Source organism: Streptomyces sp. NPDC058985 (genome assembly GCF_042740985.1).
Classification (GTDB): domain Bacteria; phylum Actinomycetota; class Actinomycetes; order Streptomycetales; family Streptomycetaceae; genus Streptomyces.
Map to the genome: position 1 here is coordinate 41,935 of NZ_JBHYJX010000048.1, position 19,991 is coordinate 61,925.

Genomic DNA, 19,991 nt, shown 5'->3' on the forward strand with positions numbered 1-19,991 from the left:
GCCCTTCCCCTCCCCGACCCGGTGTCCGGTACTCCGACGGTCGTCCCCACCCTGCAAGGAGAGTGAGTTGACCACCCCACGCGTCCCCTCGCGCCGGCTGCTTCCCCTGACCGGCGCCCAGCGGGGCATCTGGAACGCCCAGCGCCTGGAGCCCGACTCCCCGTACTACCTGGTCGGGGACGTGGTGGAGATAGCGGGCCGGGAGCCGGTGGACGCCCAGGCGGTGGCCGAGGCCGTCCGCGCCACCACCGAGGAGGCCGAGAGCCTGCGGCTGCGCGTGTACGACACCGCTGACGGGCCCCGCCAGGCCGTCAGCGACGAGCCGGTGCGGACGCCCCGCGTCATCGACCTCAGCGACCGGCAGGACCCGGCCGCCGCCGCGGAGGCACTCGTCGAGGCCGAACGGAGCCGGGCCGCCGAGAGCTGCCGCCTCATGGTGGACCGCCCCCTCTACGCACCGGTCGTCATCAAGCTGTCGGACCACGAGGTCTGGTACACCCAGCTCGGCCACCACCTGGTCTTCGACGGCTACAGCGGCGCCATGATGGCCCGCCGCACCGCCGCCCACTACACCGCCCTGGTCGGCGGGACCGAACCGTCCGCCTGCAACTTCGGCACCATGGAGGACCTGGTCGCCACCGACCGGGAGTACCGGGACAGCGCCCGCGCCGCCGAGGACCGGGCGTACTGGGTGGACCGTTTCACCCCGCTGCCCGGGCTCGGCGAGGAGCCGGCCCCCGCCGCACCCTCCGGCCGCTCGCTGCTCGTCCGGACCGAACTCGGCCCCGAGGACGTGGCACGGCTGCACGCCTTCGCCAAGGCGGAGAACGTCACCTGGGGCGAGGCGATGATCGCCTGCTACGCCGCCTTCCTGCACCGCGTGCTGGGCGACGACGAGGTGGTCTTCGCGCTGCCGCTGATGTGCCGCAGGGCCGCGGTGGAACTGCGTACCCCCGCGATGGCCGTCAACGTGCTGCCGCTGCGCACCCGCGTCCACCCCGAGGACGGGCTGGCCGCGCTGACCCGGCGCGTCGCCGCGACCCTGCGCGAGATGCGCAGGCACCAGCGCTACCGCGGCGAGGACCTGCCGCGCGACCTCGCGGTCCCCGGCGCCGGCGCGCTGCTGCACGGCCGCGGGATCAACCTCAAGGCATTCGACCTGGCGCTGGACTTCGCCGGTGCCCGCGCGGTGATGCGCAACGTGGCCGGCGGACCGCCCGAGGACCTGGGACTGTCGGTGCTGCCCACCCCGTCGGGCGGCCTGCTCCTCGGCTTCGAGGTGGACGCCCGTGACAACGACCGGGCCACCGTGGACGGCAGACTGGCCGGCCTGCGCGCCCTGCTGACGGGCCTGCTCGACGGACACCCCGTGGGCCGCGTCTCCCTGAACCCCGACGGGCCTCCCGCCGCATGGGCACCGGCGGCGCTGCCCGGCGAACACCTGTCCGTCCCCGAGGCCCTCGATGCCGTGGCCGCCGCCCGGCCGGGGCGCACCGCCCTGGTGTGCGGGGAGGAACGCTGGTCCGCCGGTGAACTGGCGGGCCGGGTGCACCGGCTGGCCCGTGCGCTGCGTGCCCGCGGCATCGGTGCCGAGGACGTGGTGGCACTGGCCCTGCCCCGCTCCGCCGAGATGGTGACCGCGCTGCTCGCGGTACTCGACGCGGGCGCCGCCTTCCTGCCCCTGGACACCGCGTACCCGCCGGAGCGGCTGCGCGCCCTGGTCGCCGACGCCCGTCCCACGCTCGTGGTGACCTCCGGCGCGGCCGGCGGGATCGAGGGCGTCGACGGGACCGACTGGAAGACCCTGCTCGACGACGCGGAGGGACTCTCCGCCGAGCCGCTGGCACCCGCCGAACTCGCCGCCCCGCGCCACCCGGAGCAGCTGGCCTACGTGATCCACACCTCCGGCTCCTCCGGCCGCCCGAAGGGGGTGCTCGGACGGACCGGCGGTCTCGCCTCCCTGCTGCACCACCAGCGGTCCACCGTCGTCGCGGAGGCGGAGCGCTCCGCCGGCCGCCTCCTGCGGGTCGCCCACACCTATTCCTTCGCCTTCGACTCCGCCCTCGACCACCTCGTCTGGCTGCTGTGCGGACACGAACTCCACGTCTACGACGCGGAGACCGCCCGCGACGCCGAACTGCTCCTCGCCGCCTTCACGCGCGACGGCATCGACGTCGTCGACACCACGCCCTCGATGGCCGTGCCGCTGATCGACGGAGGGCTGCTGGACCTCGGACCGACGCTGCTCGTGCTCGGCGGCGAGGCCACCCCGGCCGCGCTCTGGCAGCGGATCACCGCCGCCGGGATCACCGCCCGCAACATGTACGGGCCCACCGAGGCCACCGTCGACAGCACCACCGCGCTCCTGACCGGCTCCGAGCCGACCATCGGCCACCCCCTCGCGGGCACCCGCGTCCACGTACTGGACCACGCCCTGCGGCCGGTGCCCGCCGGCGCCGTCGGCGAGCTGTACCTGGCGGGCCCCCACCTGGCCCGGGGCTACCTCGGCATGCCCGCGACCACCGCCGAACGGTTCGTGGCCGACCCCTACGGCCCGCCCGGCTCCCGCATGTACCGCACCGGCGACCGGGCCCGCTGGGTTCCCGGACGCGGACTGGACTACCTCGGCCGCGCCGACGGCCAGGTGAAGGTGCGCGGCCACCGGGTGGAACTCGGCGAGGTCGAGGCGGCGCTGGCCGCCCTGCCGGACGTCACCGCGGCCGCCGCGGACGTACGGGCCGCCCGGCTGGTCGGGTACGTCGTGCCCGCCACCGGCACCACCACCGTCACCGCGGACGCGATCCGGGCCACCCTGTCCGAACGGCTGCCCGAGCACCTGGTGCCGGCGGCCGTGGTGGTGCTCGGCGCCCTGCCCCTCACCCCCAACGGCAAGCTCGACCGCGCCGCCCTGCCCGCCCCCGCGGCGGCGGGCCGGGGCCGGGAGCCCCGCACCGAACACGAGCGGCTGCTGTGCGGCGTGCTCGCCGAGGTCCTCGAGATGGAACAGGTGGGAGTCGACGACGACTTCTTCTCGCTCGGCGGCGACAGCATCACCGCGATCACCGTCAGCAGCCGGCTGCGGCGCGCGGGTCTCGAACTGCGCCCCCGCGACCTGCTGGCCCGCCGCACCTTCGCCGCCCTGGCGGCCTCCGCCACCGCGGCCAAGCCCGCCGACGAACCCGCCGACGAACCCAGCGGGCCGGTGACCGCCCCGCCCATCGTCCGGCAACTCCTCGACGCCCACCCCGATGTGGACGTGGTCGCGGGCTACGCGCAGTGGACCGCCCTGCGCGTCGGCGAACTCACCCTCGACGACCTCCTCGCCGGCGTACGGACCGTCCTCGACCGGCACGACGCGCTGCGCCTGTCCGTCGGCGCGTCCGGCGCCGAGGTGCTGCCGCGGGGCACGGTCGGCGCATCGGTCACCGAGACGCACGGCGAGGACGCCCAGGCGGTGGCGGAGCGCCTCGCGGGCGAACTCGCCCCCCGCCACGGCGACCTGCTGCGTGCCGCCCTGATCCGTACCGCGGCCGGCGAACCCGACGAACTGGTCGTCGTCGTGCACCATCTCGCCATGGACGGCGTGTCCTGGCGGATCCTCGTCCCCGACCTCCAGGCGGCCTGCACCGGCGGCGAACCGGAGCCGGTCGGTGCCTCCTGGCGCCGGCACGCGCAGCTCCTCGCGGAGCGGGGCCGGACCGGGGCGTGCCGTCAGGAGCTGGGCCACTGGCAGTCCGTCCTGGACTCCGCGACCCGGCTGGGCGCACGGCCGCTGGACCCGGCCCGCGACACCGTCTCCACGGCCCACCGCACGGTCACCCTGGCCTCCCCGGCCGTCACCGAGGCCCTGCTGACCACGCTGCCCGCGGCCTACCGGGCCGGTGTGGACGAAGTGCTGCTCGCGGCGCTGACGCTCGCGCTGCGGGAGTCCGGGCCCTCGGCGGGCCCGGAGGAGACCGGCGGTGGCGACACCGTGACCGTCACCCTGGAGGGCCACGGCCGGGAGGACCTCGACCTCTCCCGCACCGTGGGCTGGTTCACCGGCGAACACCCCGTGCGGGTGCCCGCGTCCGGCGGACCGGCGGACGTCCTGCGCGCGGCCAAGGAGGCCAAGCGCGGTGTCCCCGGCAACGGCCTCGGCTACGGCGTGCTGCGCTACCTGGACCCGGCGGGCGCCGCCCTGTCCGCCGTCCCGGCCCCCGACGTACTCCTGAACTACCTGGGCCGCTTCGCCGCCCCGGCCGGTGACGGCTGGCGGCTGCCGGAACGGGAAGCCTTCTCCGTGATCGAACCCGGTGCCAAGGCACTGGAGCAGGTGCTGGCCCTCAACTGCTTCGTCCACGAGGAGGGCGAGCCCCGGCTGGCCGTCGAGTGGACCGCCGCCACCGGGGTCCTCGGCACCGACGCACTGGCCGCCCTGCAACAGGCATGGGACCGGGCCCTCCACGTCCTCGCCGAGCACGCGCTCCACGCCACCGGCGGACTCACCCCCTCCGACCTGCCTCTCGTCACCCTGGACCAGGACACCATCGCCACCCTGGAACGCTCAGGGCCCCTGGCGGACGTCTGGCCCGCCACCCCGCTGCAAGTCGGTCTCTCCTTCCACACCCTGGTCCGCGACGAGGACGACACGGACGTGTACGTCGTCCAGGCCGTCACCACCCTCGAAGGCGCCCTCGACCCCGCGCGCATGGCCGAAGCGGCGCGGGAACTGCTCCGCCGCCACCCCTCGCTCCGCGTCCACCTCGCCTCCGCGGGGGACGAGGTCGTGCAGGTGGTCCCCGCGGAGGTCGCGGTGGACTGGCGGCAGGACGACGACTTCGACACCGCCGCACGCGAGGAACTGGCGCGGCCCTTCGACCCGTCGACGCCGCCGCTGATCCGCTTCCTGCTGTCCCGGGTCGCCCCGGACGTGCACAAGCTGGCCATCACCAACCACCACGCGCTGCTGGACGGCTGGTCCATGCCGCTGGTCGGCCGGGCGCTGCTCGGCATCTACGCCGAACTGGGCGGCGGGGACGCCGTGCCCCCGGCCGCCGACCCGACCGAGTACTACCGCTGGCTGGTCGCCCGGGACCGCGGGACCTCCGAGGACGCCTGGCGCCAGGCGCTGGCCGGCGTCGACGGGGCCACCCGCCTCGCCCCCGCCACGGCCGGCGGCGCGGTGGAGCGGCCCGGACGGGTCTCCGTCGGACTCGGCGCGGAGTTCAGCGAGCGGCTGCGGGCCTTCGCCCGGGAGCAGGGTGTCACCCTCACCACGGTCTTCCAGACCGCCTGGGGCCTGCTCCTGGGCAGGCTCACCGGCCGCAGCGACGTCGTCTTCGGCTGCCCGGTGTCCGGCCGGCCCGCCGAGGTCGGCGCCGTGGAGTCCATGATCGGGCAGCTCGGCACCACCATCCCGGTCCGGGTACGCCACCACCAGGACCAGAGCACCCGTGAACTCCTCGCCGAGGTGCACGCCGAGAGCGTCCGCCTCGCGGAGCACCACTACATCGGCCTGCCCGGCATCCAGCGCCTCGCCGGAGTCGGTGAACTCTTCGACACCATGCTGGTGATGGAGAACTTCCCGCTCGCCAGCCGGAAGCGCACCCCCTTCGCCCCCGGGCTCGACCTGGCCGCGGTGGACATCACCGACGCCACGCACTACCCGCTCACCGTGATCGTGCTCCCCGACGACGACGCGATCACCGTCGGTCTCGGCTACCAGCCCGGCGCCTTCACCGAGTCCCGGGTCGCCGACATCGGCCGCTGGCTGCACCAGCTGCTGCGGGAGATCACCGGCGACCCCGAGCGGCCGGCGCTCGCCCTGCCCGTGCTCGGACCGGAGGAACGGCAGCGGATGCTGCGCACCGGCACCGAGGCCGTCCCCGCCCGCGCGTACGGCCCCTGGCTCGACGTCTTCGCCTCCTGGGTGCGCCGCAAGCCGGACGCCGAGGCCCTGGTCTGCCGCGACCGCAGCCTGTCGTACGACGAACTCGACCGGCGGGCGAACCGGCTCGCGCACGCGCTGCTGCGGCGCGGCGTACGGCCGCAGGACCCGGTCGCGGTCTTCCTGGGCCGGGACGTCGAGATGACCGTCGCCCTGTTCGGCGTGGCCAAGGCCGGAGCGGTCTACGTGCCGATGGACGCGAGCTACCCCGAGGACCGTCTGGCGTACATGCTGGATGACCTCGCCCCCGCCGCCGCCGTCACCACCGGGGCCGAACTGCCCACCGCACGCGACATCCCCGTACTGCGGCTCGACGACCCGGCCACCCTCGACTCAATGCCGGACACCGACCCCGCCGAGGCCCGTGCCGGGCTGACCGAGGACGCCCTGGCGTACGTCATCTACACCTCCGGAACCACCGGGCGCCCCAAGGGCGTCGGGGTGACCCACCGGGGGGTGCCCGATCTGATCGCGCTGCAGGAGGAGGTCGTCGGGATCACCGAGCACGACCGCTACCTGCACTTCGCCTCCACCGGCTTCGACGTGGCGTTCTGGCAGACCATGGTTCCGCTGCTGTCCGGCGGTACCTCGGTGATCGCTCCCGAGGAGGTGCGCGTACCGGGCGACGAACTCCTCGACTACATCGTCGAGCACCGGGTGACCGGGGTGAACCTCCTGCCGTCCTTCCTGGCGGCCATGCCCGACGACCGCACCGTGGACCCCGGCGTGTTCTTCGTCGTCGGCGCCGAACGGCTCGACCCCGAACTCGCGCGCCGCTGGGGCACGGGCAGGCGGGCCCTCTTCAACGCCTACGGCCCCACCGAGGTCACCATCAACTCCGTGACCTGGCAGTACGATCCGGACGACGCCGGACCGCTGCCGATCGGCCGGCCCGACCCGAACGTCCGCGCCTACGTGCTGGACCGGGGGCTCCAGCCGGTGGGCACCGGGACCACCGGAGAGCTGTACCTCGCCGGCCCCAGCCTGGCCCGCGGCTACCTCGGACGGCCCGGACTGACCGCCGCCGCCTTCGTGGCCGACCCGTTCGGTCCGCCCGGGGAGCGGATGTACCGCACCGGCGACCTGGTGCGGTGGCGCCCGGACGGGCAGCTCGTGTTCCTCGGCCGGGTCGACCACCAGGTCAAGATCCGCGGATTCCGCGTCGAACTCGGTGAGATCGAATCCGCCCTGACCCGCCATCCGGCGGTCCGCGCGGGCGCCGTGATCATGCGCGAGGGCAGGCTCGTCGGCTACCTCATCCCCGCCGACGGCACCACACCCGACACCACGGAGATCCGCTCCCACCTCGCCGCGCAACTGCCGGACCACATGGTCCCGACCGCCCTCGTGGTGATCGACGCGCTGCCCCTGAGCCCCAGCGGCAAGCTGGACGCCGCCGCCCTGCCGGCCCCGGAGACCGCCGCGACCCGGCGCCGTGCAGCCGCGAGCCCGGCCGAGGCCGTCCTGCTCGGCGTGGTCCGGGACCTCCTCGGCAACGACGAGATCGGCCCCGACGACGACTTCTTCGGCCTCGGCGGCGACAGCATCGTCTCCCTGCAGGTGGTCTCCCGGGCCCGCCGTCAGGGACTCGGACTGCGCGCCCGCGACGTCTTCGAGGGAGCGACGGTCGCGGGGATCGCCGCCCGCGCCCGCGCCCTGGAGGAGGCCGAGGCACCGGCGGTGGGCGACGCCCCGCTCACCGCGGTCATGCGGGACCTGCTCCGCCGGGCCGGCGACGCCGCCGACGGCTTCTGCCAGTGGGTGGAGGTCGGCGTCCCCGCCGGCGGGGACGAGGACCGCTGGCGCGGGGCGCTCGACGCCGTGCTGGCCCGGCACGACGTCCTCCGCGCCCACCTGGCCCAGGACGCGCTGCGCATCCCGCCGGCCGGCACGGTCACGGCGGCCGAGGTGCTGCTCCGGATACCGGTCACCGGGGACCTCTCCACCGGAGAACTGCGCGCACTGATCGACGCGCGGATCGCCACCGCCCGCGCCGAGATGGCACCCGCCACCGGGCCGCTGCTGCGCGCCCTGTGGGTGGACGCCGGACCCTCGGCGCCCGGCAGGCTCGTCCTGATCGCCCACCACCTCCTGGTGGACGGCGTCTCCTGGCGCATCCTGCTCGACGACGTGCGGCACGCCTACGAGGGCGGGGCGCTGGTCCGGCACGGGATGTCCTTCCTCGCCTGGGCGCGCTCCCTGCGCGAGGCCGACCGGCGGTCCGAACTCCCGCACTGGCGGCGGACGACGCCCACCCCGCCGATCGCGGCCCGGCCGCTCGACCCCGCCCGGGACACCGTGGCCACCGCCGTCCACCACGAGATCCGGCTGGACAACGACGCCACCCGCGCACTGGTCACCACCCTGCCCGCCGCCCTGCGTGCCACCCCGGACGCGGGACTGCTGGCGGCCCTCGCCCGGGCGGTACGCGCCTGGCGCGGCAACCCGCGCCTGCTGGTCGCCCTGGAGAGCCACGGCCGCCCCAGCCACACGGACCTGTCCCAGACCGTGGGGTGGTTCACCGCCGTGCACCCCGTACTGCTCAAGGCGGGGGAGGAACCGGCTCAGGTGGCGGAGCGGCTGCGCGCCCAGGGCGACGGACTCGGCCACGGCATCCTCACCACGGCCGGACTGCTGGACCCGGTCGAGCCCGAGATCGCCTGGAACTACCTGGGCCGCTACGCCGCCGCTCCCGCGGAGGAGACCCCCTGGCAGTCCCCGCCGGACGCGGACCCCCTCGGCTCCGGCGGCACGCCCGAACTCCCGCTGCCGCACGCCCTGATGGTCAACGCGCTGGTACGGGACGACCGCCTCGGCATCCGCCTGACCTGGCCGGGCGGGCTGTTCACGGAGCCCGAGATCGAGGAACTGGCCGGACATCTGCGCACCGCCCTGCTGGAGACGGCGGCGGCGTCCGAGGAACTGGTCCGGCTCGGCGACGGCCGTCCGGTCGCCGAGGTGCAGTCGCTCGCCCCGCTGCAGTCGGTCGTGCTGCGGCACTCGCGCACCGAACGCCCCGACCCGTACACGGTGCAGTCCTGCTTCTCCCTCGCCGGACCGCTCGACGCGGACGCCCTGCGGGAGGCCGGCGCGGACCTGCTGGCCCGGCACCCCAACCTGGGGGCCGTGTTCCCCGGCGCTCTCGGGCTCGTCCCGCGATCCGCGCGACCGGACTTCCGGGTGTCCGACGGCCCGGCCGAGGAGGTCCTCGCCGCCGACCTGGCCGAGACCTTCGACCTCGGCGCCGGGCCGCTCTTCCGGCTGACCGTGATCCGGCACCACGCGGAACGCTTCGACCTGGTCCTGACCACCCATCACGTACTCTCCGACGGCTGGTCGGCCCCGCGGATCCTCACCGAGCTGTTCTCCCTGTACACCGCCCGGGTGCGGGGCGGGAAGGCGGACCTGCCGGAGCCCGTGCCGTTCTCGCGCTACCTGGACTGGCGCGCGGCGAACCCGCCCTCCCTCACGGCCTGGGCGGATGAACTGGCGGACCTGCCCGAGGGGGACCACTTCGGCGCCGGAGAGCCGGGCCCCGCCTGGCAGGAACCCGCGGTGGTCACGGTCGACGCCGCTCTGGTGGCCGAGCTGAGCAGGATCGCCGCGGAGCGCGGACTGACCCGCAACACCCTGGTGCAGGGCGCCTGGTCGATCCTCCTCGCGCGCCGCGCCGGGCGGACGGACGTCTGCTTCGGCGCCATGGTCGCCTGCCGTCCGCCGGAGCTGGAGGGCGTCGAGGAGATCATCGGGCTGCTGGCCAACACGGTGCCCGTGCGGGCCCGGTTGAGCGGCACCCTCGCCGAGACGCTGACCGCCCTGCAGAACGGACAGCGCGCGCTGCTGGAGCACCATCACGTCGACCTCTCCGACCTGGAGCGGCTGACCGGCAGGCAGCGGCTCTTCGACAGCATGGTCGTCTTCGAGAACTACCCGGTCGACCGCGACAGGCTGCGCGAACCCGCCCCCGGGCTCACCCTCGTCGGCACCCGGTTCCGCGAGGCCACCCACCACCCGGTCACCCTCACCGTGATGCCCGAGGGCGACGGCTGGACCTGCGTGCTCGCCCACCGCGCCGGTGTGGACGCCGAGGGGCTCGCCGAGGAACTGCTGACGCTGCTGCGCCGGCTGGGCGACCACATCGAGGACGACGTGCGCACCCTCCTGGAGGGCCGATGAGCGAGCCGCCCGTACGGGCCGAACCGGCGAAGGCTCCGCCGGACCGGGTGGACAGGGCACTGCTGCGCATCGCCTTCATCCTGGTGCTCGGCACCTTCATGGCGTCCCTGGACGCGACGATCGTCACTGTCGGCATCGACACCCTGACCCGGGAGTTCGACGCCTCCGTCGGTGAGATCCAGTGGGTCAGCACCGCCTACCTGCTGGCCGTCGTCACCGCGGTGCCCGCCTCCGGCTGGCTCGCCGACCGCTTCGGCGGCCGACGGGTCTGGCTGGCCGCCGTCGGCGTGTTCCTGATCGGCTCGGCACTGTGCGCCCTGGCCTGGTCGGCGACCAGTCTGATCGTCTTCCGGGTGATCCAGGGGCTCGGCGGGGGAGTGCTGCCGCCGACCGGGCAGGCACTGCTGGCCCGTGTCGCCGGACCGACCCGCACCGGCAAGGTGATCAGCGTGGTGGCGGTCGTGCCGCTGCTCTCCCCGGTGCTCGGACCCCTGGCCGGCGGCGCACTGCTGGGAGTGGCCTCCTGGCAGTGGCTGTTCCTGGTCAACCTGCCGATCGGCGCGGTCGCCGTGCTGCTCGCCCGGCGGTACGTCCCGGTGGTGCCGCCCGCCGCCAAGGGCGCGGCGTTCGACGTACGGGGGGCGCTGCTGCTGTCGCCGGGCCTCGCGGTCCTCGTCTACGGGCTGACCGAGGTCTCCGAAGGGCGTCGGCTCCCGGGCTTCCTCGGCGTGGGGGCGGGGCTGCTGATGTTGGCCGCGTTCACCGTGCACGGGCTGCGGACCCGCGGCACCCCGCTGATCGACCCCCGGCTCTTCACCCGGCCGCCCTTCGGCCCGGCGGCGCTGGCCCTGCTCGTGCTCGGCGCCTCGGTGTTCGGCACGGCCTTCCTGCTGCCCCTCTACTTGCAGACCGGCGAAGGACTGTCGGCCTGGGAGGCAGGTCTGCTGCTGGCTCCGCAAGGGGTGGGCGCGGCGGCCGGGTCGGTCCTGGTCAACCGGACCATCAACGCGGTGTCCCCCCGGGCCCTGGTCGTCACCGGCGTCGGTCTCGTCCTCGCCGGAACCGTCCCGTTCACCCAACTCGACGGCGGCCTGCCGGACGCCGTCCTGGTCGCGGCGCTGGCGGTACGCGGCTTCGGCATGGCCATGATCGGTGCCCCGTTGATGAACATCGTCTACACCCGTATCGAGCCCGCGCACCTCCCCCGCGCTTCCGGAGCGCTCAACCTGCTCAACACCGTCGGTGGTTCCCTCGGCACCGCCGCCCTCGCCGTGATCCTGCAGAGCCGGCTCGACGCCCGGCAGGACGTTCCCGCGGCGTTCTCCGACACCTTCTGGTGGGTGGTGGGGCTCGCGCTGCTCGCGGCGGCGGGGACCACCAGGCTGCCCAGGACCCCCGTCGACAGGAGTGCGTGATGCTGCTGCCCGTCCCGGCCGAACTGCACTCGGCCGTCCCTCTCGCCCCGGCCACGGCACAGGCCGTCGCGGCCCACCGCGACACCGTCGCCGCGGTGCTCGACGGCAAGGACCCCCGACTGCTCGTGGTCGTCGGACCCTGCTCGGTCCACGACACCGAGGCGGCGCTCACGTACGCGGACCTGCTCGGCGGGGCCGCCCGCCGGCTGGCCGACGACCTGGTCGTCGTCCTCCGCGCCTACCTCGAGAAGCCCCGTACCGCGCTGGGCTGGAAGGGCCTGCTCGACTCGCCCGACCTCGACGGCAAGAGCGACCTGGCCGCCGGACTGCGCGCCGGACGCTCCTTCCTGGTCGAGGCCGCCGGGCGAGGGCTGCCGCTCGCCTACGAGTTCGTCGACCCGCTGCTCGCCCCGTACGTGGCGGACACGGTCTCCTGGGCCGCCATCGGGGCCCGTACGGTCGCCAGCCAGCCGCACCGGCACCTGGCCTCGTGGCTGCCCATGCCCGTCGGCATGAAGAACTGCGTGTCCGGCGATCTGCGTCCGGCCGTAGCCGCCGCACAGGTCGCCGCCCACCCGCACGCCCTCCCCATGCTCTCCCCGCACGGGCGGCTCACCCTCACCCACACCGTCGGCAACTCCCACCCGCACGTGGTGCTGCGTGGCGGGCCGGTCCCCAACTACGGTGCCGACGAGGTGGAGCGGGCCGCCGGCCTGCTGGCGGCCGCCGGCCTGAGGCGGTCCGTCGTCGTGGACGCCTCCCACGGCAACAGCGCCAAGGACCACAACCGCCAGGCGGAGGTGGTCGCCGAGCTGGCCCGGCGGATCGGCGAAGGCGAGCAGGCCCTCACCGGTGTGATGATCGAGTCCTACCTCGCCGACGGCCGGCAGAACCTCACGGCACAGCCCTTGCGACCCGACCTGAGCGTCACCGACGCCTGCCTCGGCTGGGAGCGTACGGAGCCGCTGCTCGACGCCCTGGCCGTGGCCTCCCGGCACCGCAGACGGGCCCGGGCGGCGGCCCTCGCGTAGGACGGTCCCCGAGTCCCCTTTCACGTCCCCTCATGCACAGCAACAGTTCAAAAGTCCAAGGAGGAATCCTCATGCGCGTCGTCATGTTCGGTTACCAGACGTGGGGTCATCGCACTCTGCAGGCACTGCTCGACTCCTCGCACGACGTGGTGACCGTGGTGACGCATCCGAAGAGCGAGCACGCCTACGAGAAGATCTGGAGCGACTCCGTCGCCGACCTCGCCGCCGAGCACGGCGTACCGGTGATCATCCGCAACCGGCCCGACGACGAGGAGCTCTTCCAGCTCCTCAAGGAGGCCGACCCGGACATCATCGTCGCCAACAACTGGCGCACCTGGATCCCGCCGCGCATCTACAACCTGCCCCGCCACGGCACCCTCAACGTCCACGACTCGCTGCTGCCGAAGTACGCCGGCTTCTCCCCGATCATCTGGGCCCTCATCAACGGGGAGCCGGAGGTCGGAGTCACCGGCCACCTGATGGACGAGGTGCTCGACGCCGGGGACATCGTCCTCCAGCGCTCGGTACCGGTGGGGCCCGAGGACACGGCAACCGACCTCTTCCACAAGACCGTCGACCTCATCGCCCCCGTCACCATCGGCTCCCTGGACCTGATCGCCTCCGGACAGACCGAGTTCACCCCGCAGGACCGCTCGCAGGCCACCTTCTTCCACAAGCGCGCCGAGGAGGACATCCGGATCGACTGGGGGTGGCCGGCCGAGGACCTCCAGCGGCTCGTCCGGGCTCAGTCCGCCCCCTACCCGGCCGCCTTCACCTACCACAAGGGCCGTCGGCTGGAGATCCTCTCCGCGGTGGTCTCGGAGAACCGTTACGGCGGCACGCCCGGCCGCATCTTCTACTGGGAGGGCGAGGGAGTGGTGATCGTCGCGGGTGCCGACGCCCGCACCGGCCGCAACCACGGGCTCGCCGTGACCCGGGTACGCACCGAGGACGGCCGGGAGCTGCCCGCCACCGAGTACTTCACCACGATGGGCGGCTACCTCACCGACAGGCCCTGAACCGACGGCAGCGGACGGCCCGGGGGCGAGTTCACCGCCGGGCCGTCGGCGACCTCGGCGGTGGTCGGCGGTGGTCGGCGCCACCTTGTTCGCGAGCGGAGAGAGAAAGCCCTTGATCACCGCCACGCCGCGCCTTGCGACAGCGCAGCCCGGCGCCCTGTTCCCACCCGCCCCCGGCACGTCGTCCGTCCGGCCCGCACGGTCCGACGACGCCACCGCGCTCGCCGCGCTCTCCCGCCCGTTCGTGCGCTCGGGCGCGCTGCGCGAGCGCCCGCGGGCCCAGTACGTCACCGAAGCGCCCGACTTCCTCGTCGTCGAGGCCCCCGACGGAACCCTCGAAGGATGCGTCGGGCTGAGCGTCCACCGTGCCGACCCGGGGGCCGGCCGGCCGGCGGCCGGAGTCCTCTACAACTTCTGCGTCGCCGGTCACCGGCAGGGGAGCGGCTTGGGCGCCCGGCTCCTGCTCGCCGCGCTCGCGAGGGCGCGGAGCCGCTCCCTGCAGACCCTGTTCGCGGCGACGACGGGCGGCGGCCGGCTCTTCCTCCGGCACGGCTTCGCACCGGTCTGCCCGGATCAGGCGCCGCCGGCCTGGGCACAGTCCCTGGACCCCCGGCGCGAGGCGCGCGTCCTCGCCCGCGCCGTGTGAGGCCAGACCTGAGAGGGGCCGGTCCCGGCGGACGGCCTCGCCCCGCGGGCTCAGCAGCCGTTGTCGACGCTCACGCGCCCTCCCCCTCGGCCTCGGGCGCCGGGCCCGGGTCCGGGGCCGGGTCCGGGACCACGGTCGTGCCCGGACCGTCCGCGGCGAGGAGGCCGCGCAGCACCGCGTGCGGCACCCGGCCGTCGACGACCCGTGCGCTGCGGACACCGGCCCGGACCGCCCGCAGGCAGCCCTCCATCTTCGGCAGCATGCCGCTCGCCAGCTCCGGCAGCAGTGCTTCGAGTTGACCGGCCGTCAGACGGCTGACGACCTCGGTGCTGTGCGGCCAGTCCGCGTACAGGCCCTCGACGTCGGTCAGCACCACCAGCCGTTCCGCGCCGAGGGCCACGGCCAGCGCGGACGCCGCGAGGTCGGCGTTGACGTTGTAGACCTCCCCGTCCACTCCCCGCGCGACGGGTGAGATCACCGGGATGCGGCCCTCCCTGAGCAGCGTGCCCACGGCGCCCGGTTCGACGGCCACGACCTCTCCGACGAGACCGATGTCCACCGGCCGGCCGTCCACCCACGCCGGGCGACGTACGGCCGTCATGGTCCGCGCGTCCTCGCCCGACATCCCCACCGCGAAGGGGCCGTGGGCGTTGAGGGCGCCCACGAGTTCCCGTTGCACCTGACCGGTCAGCACCATGCGGACCACGTCCATGGTCTCCGGTGTGGTCACCCGCAGGCCCGCCTCGAAGCGGACTTCCAGGTCGAGTCGGGCCAGCATGGCGCTGATCTGGGGTCCGCCGCCGTGTACGACGACCGGGCGCAGGCCCGCGTGCCACAGGTCCACCACGTCCTGGGCGAACGTCCGGTGGAGGGCGGGGTCCACCATGGCGTTGCCGCCGAACTTGACGACGACCGTCCGGCCACCGGGCTCCGCCGGCCGGGACGGGCCGACGGCCGTACCGCTCGCGAGGGATTCACGGGCAGCGGTCACACTCACGGAGCCACTCCATTCAGGGGGTTCTGTTCGGCGAGAGGTCGTGCAACAGAGCCTCGGTCGTGCACACCACGCCGGTGCGGACGGCCCATCGCAGGGCCATGGCGTGTTCCTCGGCGGACAGATCCGCCACGGCGTTGGCGACGACGAAGGGCTGAATGTCGTTCATGAAAGCGTCCGCGGCCGTGAGGAGGACGCCGTGGTGGGCGTAGACCCCGCAGACGATCAACTGGTCGCGCCCCTCCGTGCGCAGCAGTCTTCCGAGGTGGCTGCGGAGGAAGGCGTTGGGGCGCACATTCTCGAGCAGATGCTCACCCGGGCGGGGCGTGAGCGGATCGATGATCGCGGCCGCGTCGGGCTCGTCCCCGATGCCGGGCCCCCAGATGTCGGCGACGAGGCCGCGCCCGCCGGGCCGCCGGGCGGCCGGTTCGGCGCTGAAGACGACCGGCATGCCGAGGGCCCCGGCGAGGTCACGCAGGGCCGCGATGTTGTCGACGAGCTCCACGACGGGGGAGCGCCCGGGCGTGAAGGGGGCCACGAAGTGGTTCTGCATGTCGTGGACCAGCAGCGCGGCGCGACGGGGGTCGACGTCCCAGGAGGCGGGCGAGCGGGGGACGTCGGCGGGGCCTGGCATGGGGTAGGAGCCGATGGCCGGTGCGCCCATGGTGATTCCTCCCCGGGCGGCGCCGGCGGCCCGCACCCTTGTCTCTATTTAGCTTAGCCTAACCTAACATGTGGTCATCGGCGTTCTCGGGTGCCGTGACGCCTGGTTACTATGCTCACCCCATGCCGGAGGCAGACGACCAAGGGATGCAAGGCCAGTAGGCGATGAGATATTCGAAGTCGTTGAGAGATGTCGCCGTGACCCGCTACATCGAACCCCTGCGATCCGGTGGCTCCGTCCCCGGTGTCGTGGAGGCCGACGACCTCGGCACCTACGTCCTGAAGTTCACCGGCTCCGCGCAGGGCCACAAGGCCCTGGTCGCCGAGGTGATCGTGGGTGAACTGGCCCGGGAGCTGGGCCTGCGAGTGCCCGAACTGGTCCTCGCGCACTTCGACCCGGCGATCGCCGAGGACGAACCGCACCAGGAGGTCCGTGACCTGCTCGACGCCAGCGCCGGACTCAACCTCGGCATGGACTACCTGTCGGGCGGCGCCGACCTCACGCCCGAGCTGGCCGGAACGTTCCCCGTGGACGCGCGGGAGGCCGGACGGATCGTCTGGCTGGACGCCCTCACGGTCAACGTCGACCGCACGGTGCACAGCTCCAACCTGATGGTCTGGCCGACCCTCGGTGTCGCACCCCCGCGCCTGTGGCTGATCGACCACGGCGCCGCGCTCGTCTTCCACCACCGCTGGGACACCTCGGCCCCGGAGAAGGCGTACGACTTCCGCCACCACGCCCTCGGCCACCACGCGCCCGACGTCCGGGCCGCCGACGCCGAACTGGCCCCGAAGGTGACGGAGGAACTGCTGCGCGACGTGGTGGGCCGGGTGCCGGACGCCTGGCTGACCCCCGAGGCGGGCTACGGCACACCGGACGAGGTGCGCTCCGCCTACGCCGGCTACCTGCACGCGCGCGTACGGGCGTCCGGGCAGTGGCTGCCCACCGACTTCCCGGGCCGCGACGAGCTGGCCGCCGAGAACGCCGCCCGCGCCGCCCGGACCGAGCGGGGGCGCCCGGCCTGGCTCAAGCGCGTCCCCGACCTGCACGGCAGGCCCGCCGCCGAACGGGACTGGTCCGCCCACCTGGACTGAGACACGACCGCGCCCCCGGTGCTGTGCGGTACCGGGGGCGCGGTCGTCTCACGGGGTGCCGGGCGTCAGCCCTTCAACTGCTCGTACGCCGGCAGCGTCAGGAAGTCGGCGTAGTCCTCGTCGAGGGAGACCGTCAGGAGCAGGTCGTGGGCCTGCTGCCAGTTGCCCGCCGTGAAGGCCTCGTCGCCGATCTCCGCGCGGATGTTCGCCAGTTCCTCGGCGGCGACCTTGCGGGCCAGCTCGGCGGTGACCTGCTCGCCGTTGTCGAGGACGACCTCCGCGTTGATCCACTGCCAGATCTGCGAGCGGGAGATCTCGGCGGTGGCCGCGTCCTCCATCAGGTTGAAGATGGCGACCGCGCCGAGACCGCGCAGCCAGGCCTCGATGTAACGGATGCCGACCTGCACCGCGTTGACCAGGCCCGCGTACGTCGGCTTGGCGTCGAGCGAGTCGATGGCGATCAGGTCGGCCGCCTTGACGTCGACGTCCTCGCGCAGCCGGTCCTTCTGGTTGGGCCGGTCGCCGAGGACCTTGTCGAAGGACTCCATGGCGATCGGGACCAGATCGGGGTGGGCGACCCAGGAACCGTCGAAGCCGTCGCCCGCCTCGCGGTCCTTGTCGGCGCGGACCTTCTCGAAGGCCACCTTGTTGACCTCGGCGTCCCGGCGGGACGGGATGAACGCCGCCATGCCGCCGATCGCGTGCGCGCCGCGCTTGTGGCAGGTGCGCACGAGGAGTTCGGTGTACGCGCGCATGAACGGGGCGGTCATCGTGACCGCGTTGCGGTCCGGGAGGACGAACTTGGCGCCGCCGTCACGGAAGTTCTTCACGATGGAGAACAGGTAGTCCCAGCGGCCCGCGTTCAGCCCCGAGGCGTGGTCGCGCAGTTCGTAGAGGATCTCCTCCATCTCGTACGCGGCCGTGATCGTCTCGATCAGGACGGTGGCGCGGACGGTGCCCTGCGGGATGCCGACGTAGTCCTGCGCGAAGACGAACACCTCGTTCCAGAGGCGGGCCTCCAGGTGCGACTCCGTCTTGGGCAGGTAGAAGTACGGACCCTTGCCGAGGTCCAGCAGGCGCTGGGCGTTGTGGAAGAAGTACAGGCCGAAGTCGACCAGCGCGCCCGGCACCGGACGGCCGTCGACCTGGAGGTGGCGCTCGTCGAGGTGCCAGCCGCGCGGGCGCATGACGACCGTCGCCAGCTCCGCGTCCGGGCGCAGCGCGTACGACTTGCCGGTGCGCTCGTCGGTGAAGTCGATGGCGCGGTGGTAGGCGGCCTTGAGGTTGAGCTGGCCACCGACGACGTTCTCCCAGGTCGGCGCGGAGGCGTCCTCGAAGTCCGCGAGCCAGACCTTCGCGCCCGAGTTGAGCGCGTTGATGGTCATCTTGCGGTCGGTCGGGCCGGTGATCTCGACCCGGCGGTCCTGCAGCGCGGCGGGGGCCGGGGCCACCTTCCAGGAGTCGTCCGCGCGAACGGCGGCGGTCTCCGGGAGGAAGTCGAGCGTGGAGGTGCGGGCGATCCCGGCGCGGCGCTCCGCACGGCGGGCGAGGAGCTCGTCACGCCGGGGCGTGAACCGCCGGTGCAGCTCGGCCACGAAGGCGAGCGCCGCATCGGTGAGGACCTCTTCCTGCCGGGGCAGGGGCTCGGCGTCGACGATGGCCAGCGAGGACGGCGCTGGTGCGGACATGAGCTGTCACTTCCTTCAGCGGTGGCACCGGGTGCCAGAGGGCGCGTATGGGGCATTACGCACTCGCTGTGCGGTCGAGTGCTTCTGGGCAGTGGATACTAGTTTCCTCATCGTGGAACTTCAAGGTTTGTTGACGTCGAGATTCTCCGGTTCGAGGAAAGGTGGCGCTCGGTGCCACGCCCTTCACTCAAGGTGGACCAGGTCGGCCTCGGTGTCGATGTCGAACGGCCGCGCCACGTCCGCGCACTCCACGAGCACGATCTCGGCCTCGTGTTCCCTCAGGTAGGCGCGTGCCCCCCGGTCCCCGGTGGCAGTCGCCGCGATCCCCGGCCAGTGCGCGGCGCCGAGCAGGACGGGGTGTCCGCGCACCCCCGCGTAAGCCGCCGACACGAGCGACGTCTCGTCCCGGTATCCGGCGCGCACCCGGGCCATCGCCTCCGCCCCGATGCCGGGCTGGTCCACCAGGGAGACCAGGGCCGCCCGCGCCCCCGTCCCGGAGAGCGAGTCGAGCCCGGTCCGCAGCGAGGACCCCATGCCCAGCTCCCAGTCGGCGTTGTCCACGAGTACGCAGCCCTCGAGGGCCGCCCGGTCGCGTACGTCCGCCGCGCGCGCCCCGAGGACGACGTGCACGCGGGTGCAGCCGGCCGCGCGCAGCACGGCGACCGCGTGTTCGACGAGTGGGTGTCCGCGGTGTTCGAGCAGTGCCTTGGGGCGCCCGCCGAGCCGCCGGCCGCCCCCGGCGGCCAGCAGCAGCCCCGCTACCTGGTCTTCGTCATCCGTCATGGCTCCTGCATACCTGACGGCCCGCCAAACGTCCGGGCGTGCGCGGGGTCGCCGAAGGCTGAAATTCGGTCCGCGTGGTGGCGTGTGCCGCAGGGCGTGGCGTTTACTGGCCCGCGCACGACGGGGTTCGAGGGGGAGGGCTGTGGTGCGGAGCTTGGGGCAGCGGCGAGTGACCGTCGGCGACGAGGACGTGAGGGTGGCGGAACTGAGGGCCGCGGTGTCCCGGTTGCGCCGCCGGCTCGCCCTGCTGCCCGCCGACTTCCCGGACCGGGCGATCGCCGAGGACGAGCTGGCCGACCTCGCCGCGATGGTGGGGCACGGGGTCCCCGAGGCGCCGCGGCTGCGCCGCTCCCTGCTGCTGATAGCGGCCGCGATCGGCTCCGTCAGCGCCCTGTCGCCGGGGCTGACGGAGGTCCGGCACGCCGTGGAACTCTTCGAGGACCCGCCGCCGCGCGGCGCCTAGGGCCTGTCTGACAATTCCCGTCTGCCTCGCGACGCCATGCACGCTCCCCCACTGCCTTGAGGGCGTGGGAGGTACCCCCACTCGCCGCA

11 protein-coding genes are annotated in these 19,991 nt (G+C 73.7%); 7 read left to right on the forward strand and 4 right to left on the reverse strand.

The window, feature by feature from the left end; genetic code table 11:
• Positions 1-67: 67 nt before the first annotated feature.
• The 5 genes from ACFW01_RS31540 to ACFW01_RS31560 all read left to right on the forward strand — a co-directional run bounded on the left by ACFW01_RS31540 (position 68) and on the right by ACFW01_RS31560 (position 14,216).
• A complete protein-coding gene (locus tag ACFW01_RS31540; protein ID WP_384509346.1) occupies positions 68-10,105 on the forward strand; it encodes an amino acid adenylation domain-containing protein in 10,038 nt (3,345 codons plus the stop codon).
• Positions 10,102-11,520, forward strand: a complete 1,419-nt coding sequence (locus ACFW01_RS31545; protein WP_234961026.1) for an MDR family MFS transporter — start codon at positions 10,102-10,104, stop codon at positions 11,518-11,520. Before ACFW01_RS31540 ends, ACFW01_RS31545 begins: the two co-directional genes overlap by 4 nt.
• The gene (locus ACFW01_RS31550; protein ID WP_234961027.1) at positions 11,520-12,551 is read left to right on the forward strand and encodes a 3-deoxy-7-phosphoheptulonate synthase; all 1,032 of its coding nucleotides are present in this window, start codon (positions 11,520-11,522) and stop codon (positions 12,549-12,551) included. The genes ACFW01_RS31545 and ACFW01_RS31550 overlap by 1 nt, the downstream gene beginning before the upstream one ends.
• 71 nt (positions 12,552-12,622) lie before the next feature.
• The gene (locus ACFW01_RS31555; protein ID WP_384509351.1) at positions 12,623-13,570 is read left to right on the forward strand and encodes a methionyl-tRNA formyltransferase; all 948 of its coding nucleotides are present in this window, start codon (positions 12,623-12,625) and stop codon (positions 13,568-13,570) included.
• Positions 13,571-13,682: 112 nt separating this feature from the next.
• Complete coding sequence (locus ACFW01_RS31560; protein WP_384509354.1) at positions 13,683-14,216, forward strand: GNAT family N-acetyltransferase; 534 nt, start codon at positions 13,683-13,685, stop codon at positions 14,214-14,216.
• 70 nt (positions 14,217-14,286) lie between these two features.
• Here the strand turns inward: ACFW01_RS31560 and argB are convergent, their stop codons facing one another.
• Both argB and ACFW01_RS31570 read right to left on the reverse strand, forming a co-directional pair.
• Positions 14,287-15,207 carry an acetylglutamate kinase gene (argB, locus tag ACFW01_RS31565; protein WP_384509360.1) on the reverse strand — a complete coding sequence of 307 codons (921 nt, stop codon included), beginning with the start codon at positions 15,205-15,207 and terminating at the stop codon, positions 14,287-14,289.
• Between the two features lie 19 nt (positions 15,208-15,226).
• Positions 15,227-15,874, reverse strand: a complete 648-nt coding sequence (locus ACFW01_RS31570) for an isochorismatase family protein (RefSeq protein ID WP_234961029.1) — start codon at positions 15,872-15,874, stop codon at positions 15,227-15,229.
• A 164-nt stretch (positions 15,875-16,038) separates the two neighbouring features.
• On the opposite strand from ACFW01_RS31570, the gene ACFW01_RS31575 reads away from it, so the two are divergent.
• Positions 16,039-16,968 (forward strand): HipA family kinase, encoded by a 930-nt coding sequence (locus ACFW01_RS31575; protein ID WP_234961030.1) that lies wholly within the window; start codon positions 16,039-16,041, stop codon positions 16,966-16,968.
• Positions 16,969-17,033: 65 nt separating this feature from the next.
• Here ACFW01_RS31575 and aceB read toward each other — a convergent pair whose 3' ends face one another.
• Together aceB and ACFW01_RS31585 are read right to left on the reverse strand one after the other, a co-directional pair.
• A complete protein-coding gene (gene aceB, locus ACFW01_RS31580; RefSeq protein ID WP_234961031.1) occupies positions 17,034-18,656 on the reverse strand; it encodes a malate synthase A in 1,623 nt (540 codons plus the stop codon).
• Between the two features lie 183 nt (positions 18,657-18,839).
• Positions 18,840-19,439, reverse strand: coding sequence for a nucleotidyltransferase family protein (locus tag ACFW01_RS31585; protein WP_234961032.1), 600 nt, complete (start codon positions 19,437-19,439; stop codon positions 18,840-18,842).
• Positions 19,440-19,581: 142 nt separating this feature from the next.
• Between ACFW01_RS31585 and ACFW01_RS31590 the strand changes: the two genes are divergently transcribed.
• The gene (locus ACFW01_RS31590) at positions 19,582-19,902 is read left to right on the forward strand and encodes a DUF5955 family protein (protein ID WP_234961033.1); all 321 of its coding nucleotides are present in this window, start codon (positions 19,582-19,584) and stop codon (positions 19,900-19,902) included.
• The last annotated feature ends 89 nt before the right edge of the window (positions 19,903-19,991 follow it).

Excerpts from the sequence above, each read along its gene's own strand:
- ACFW01_RS31545 (WP_234961026.1), top strand. The coding sequence starts at position 10,102 with ATGAGCGAGCCGCCCGTACGGGCCGAACCGGCGAAGGCTCCGCCGGAC.
- ACFW01_RS31550 (WP_234961027.1), top strand. The coding sequence starts at position 11,520 with ATGCTGCTGCCCGTCCCGGCCGAACTGCACTCGGCCGTCCCTCTCGCC.
- ACFW01_RS31555 (WP_384509351.1), top strand. The coding sequence starts at position 12,623 with ATGCGCGTCGTCATGTTCGGTTACCAGACGTGGGGTCATCGCACTCTG.
- ACFW01_RS31570 (WP_234961029.1), bottom strand. The coding sequence starts at position 15,874 with ATGGGCGCACCGGCCATCGGCTCCTACCCCATGCCAGGCCCCGCCGAC.
- ACFW01_RS31575 (WP_234961030.1), top strand. The coding sequence starts at position 16,039 with ATGAGATATTCGAAGTCGTTGAGAGATGTCGCCGTGACCCGCTACATC.
- aceB (WP_234961031.1), bottom strand. The coding sequence starts at position 18,656 with ATGTCCGCACCAGCGCCGTCCTCGCTGGCCATCGTCGACGCCGAGCCC.
- ACFW01_RS31585 (WP_234961032.1), bottom strand. The coding sequence starts at position 19,439 with ATGACGGATGACGAAGACCAGGTAGCGGGGCTGCTGCTGGCCGCCGGG.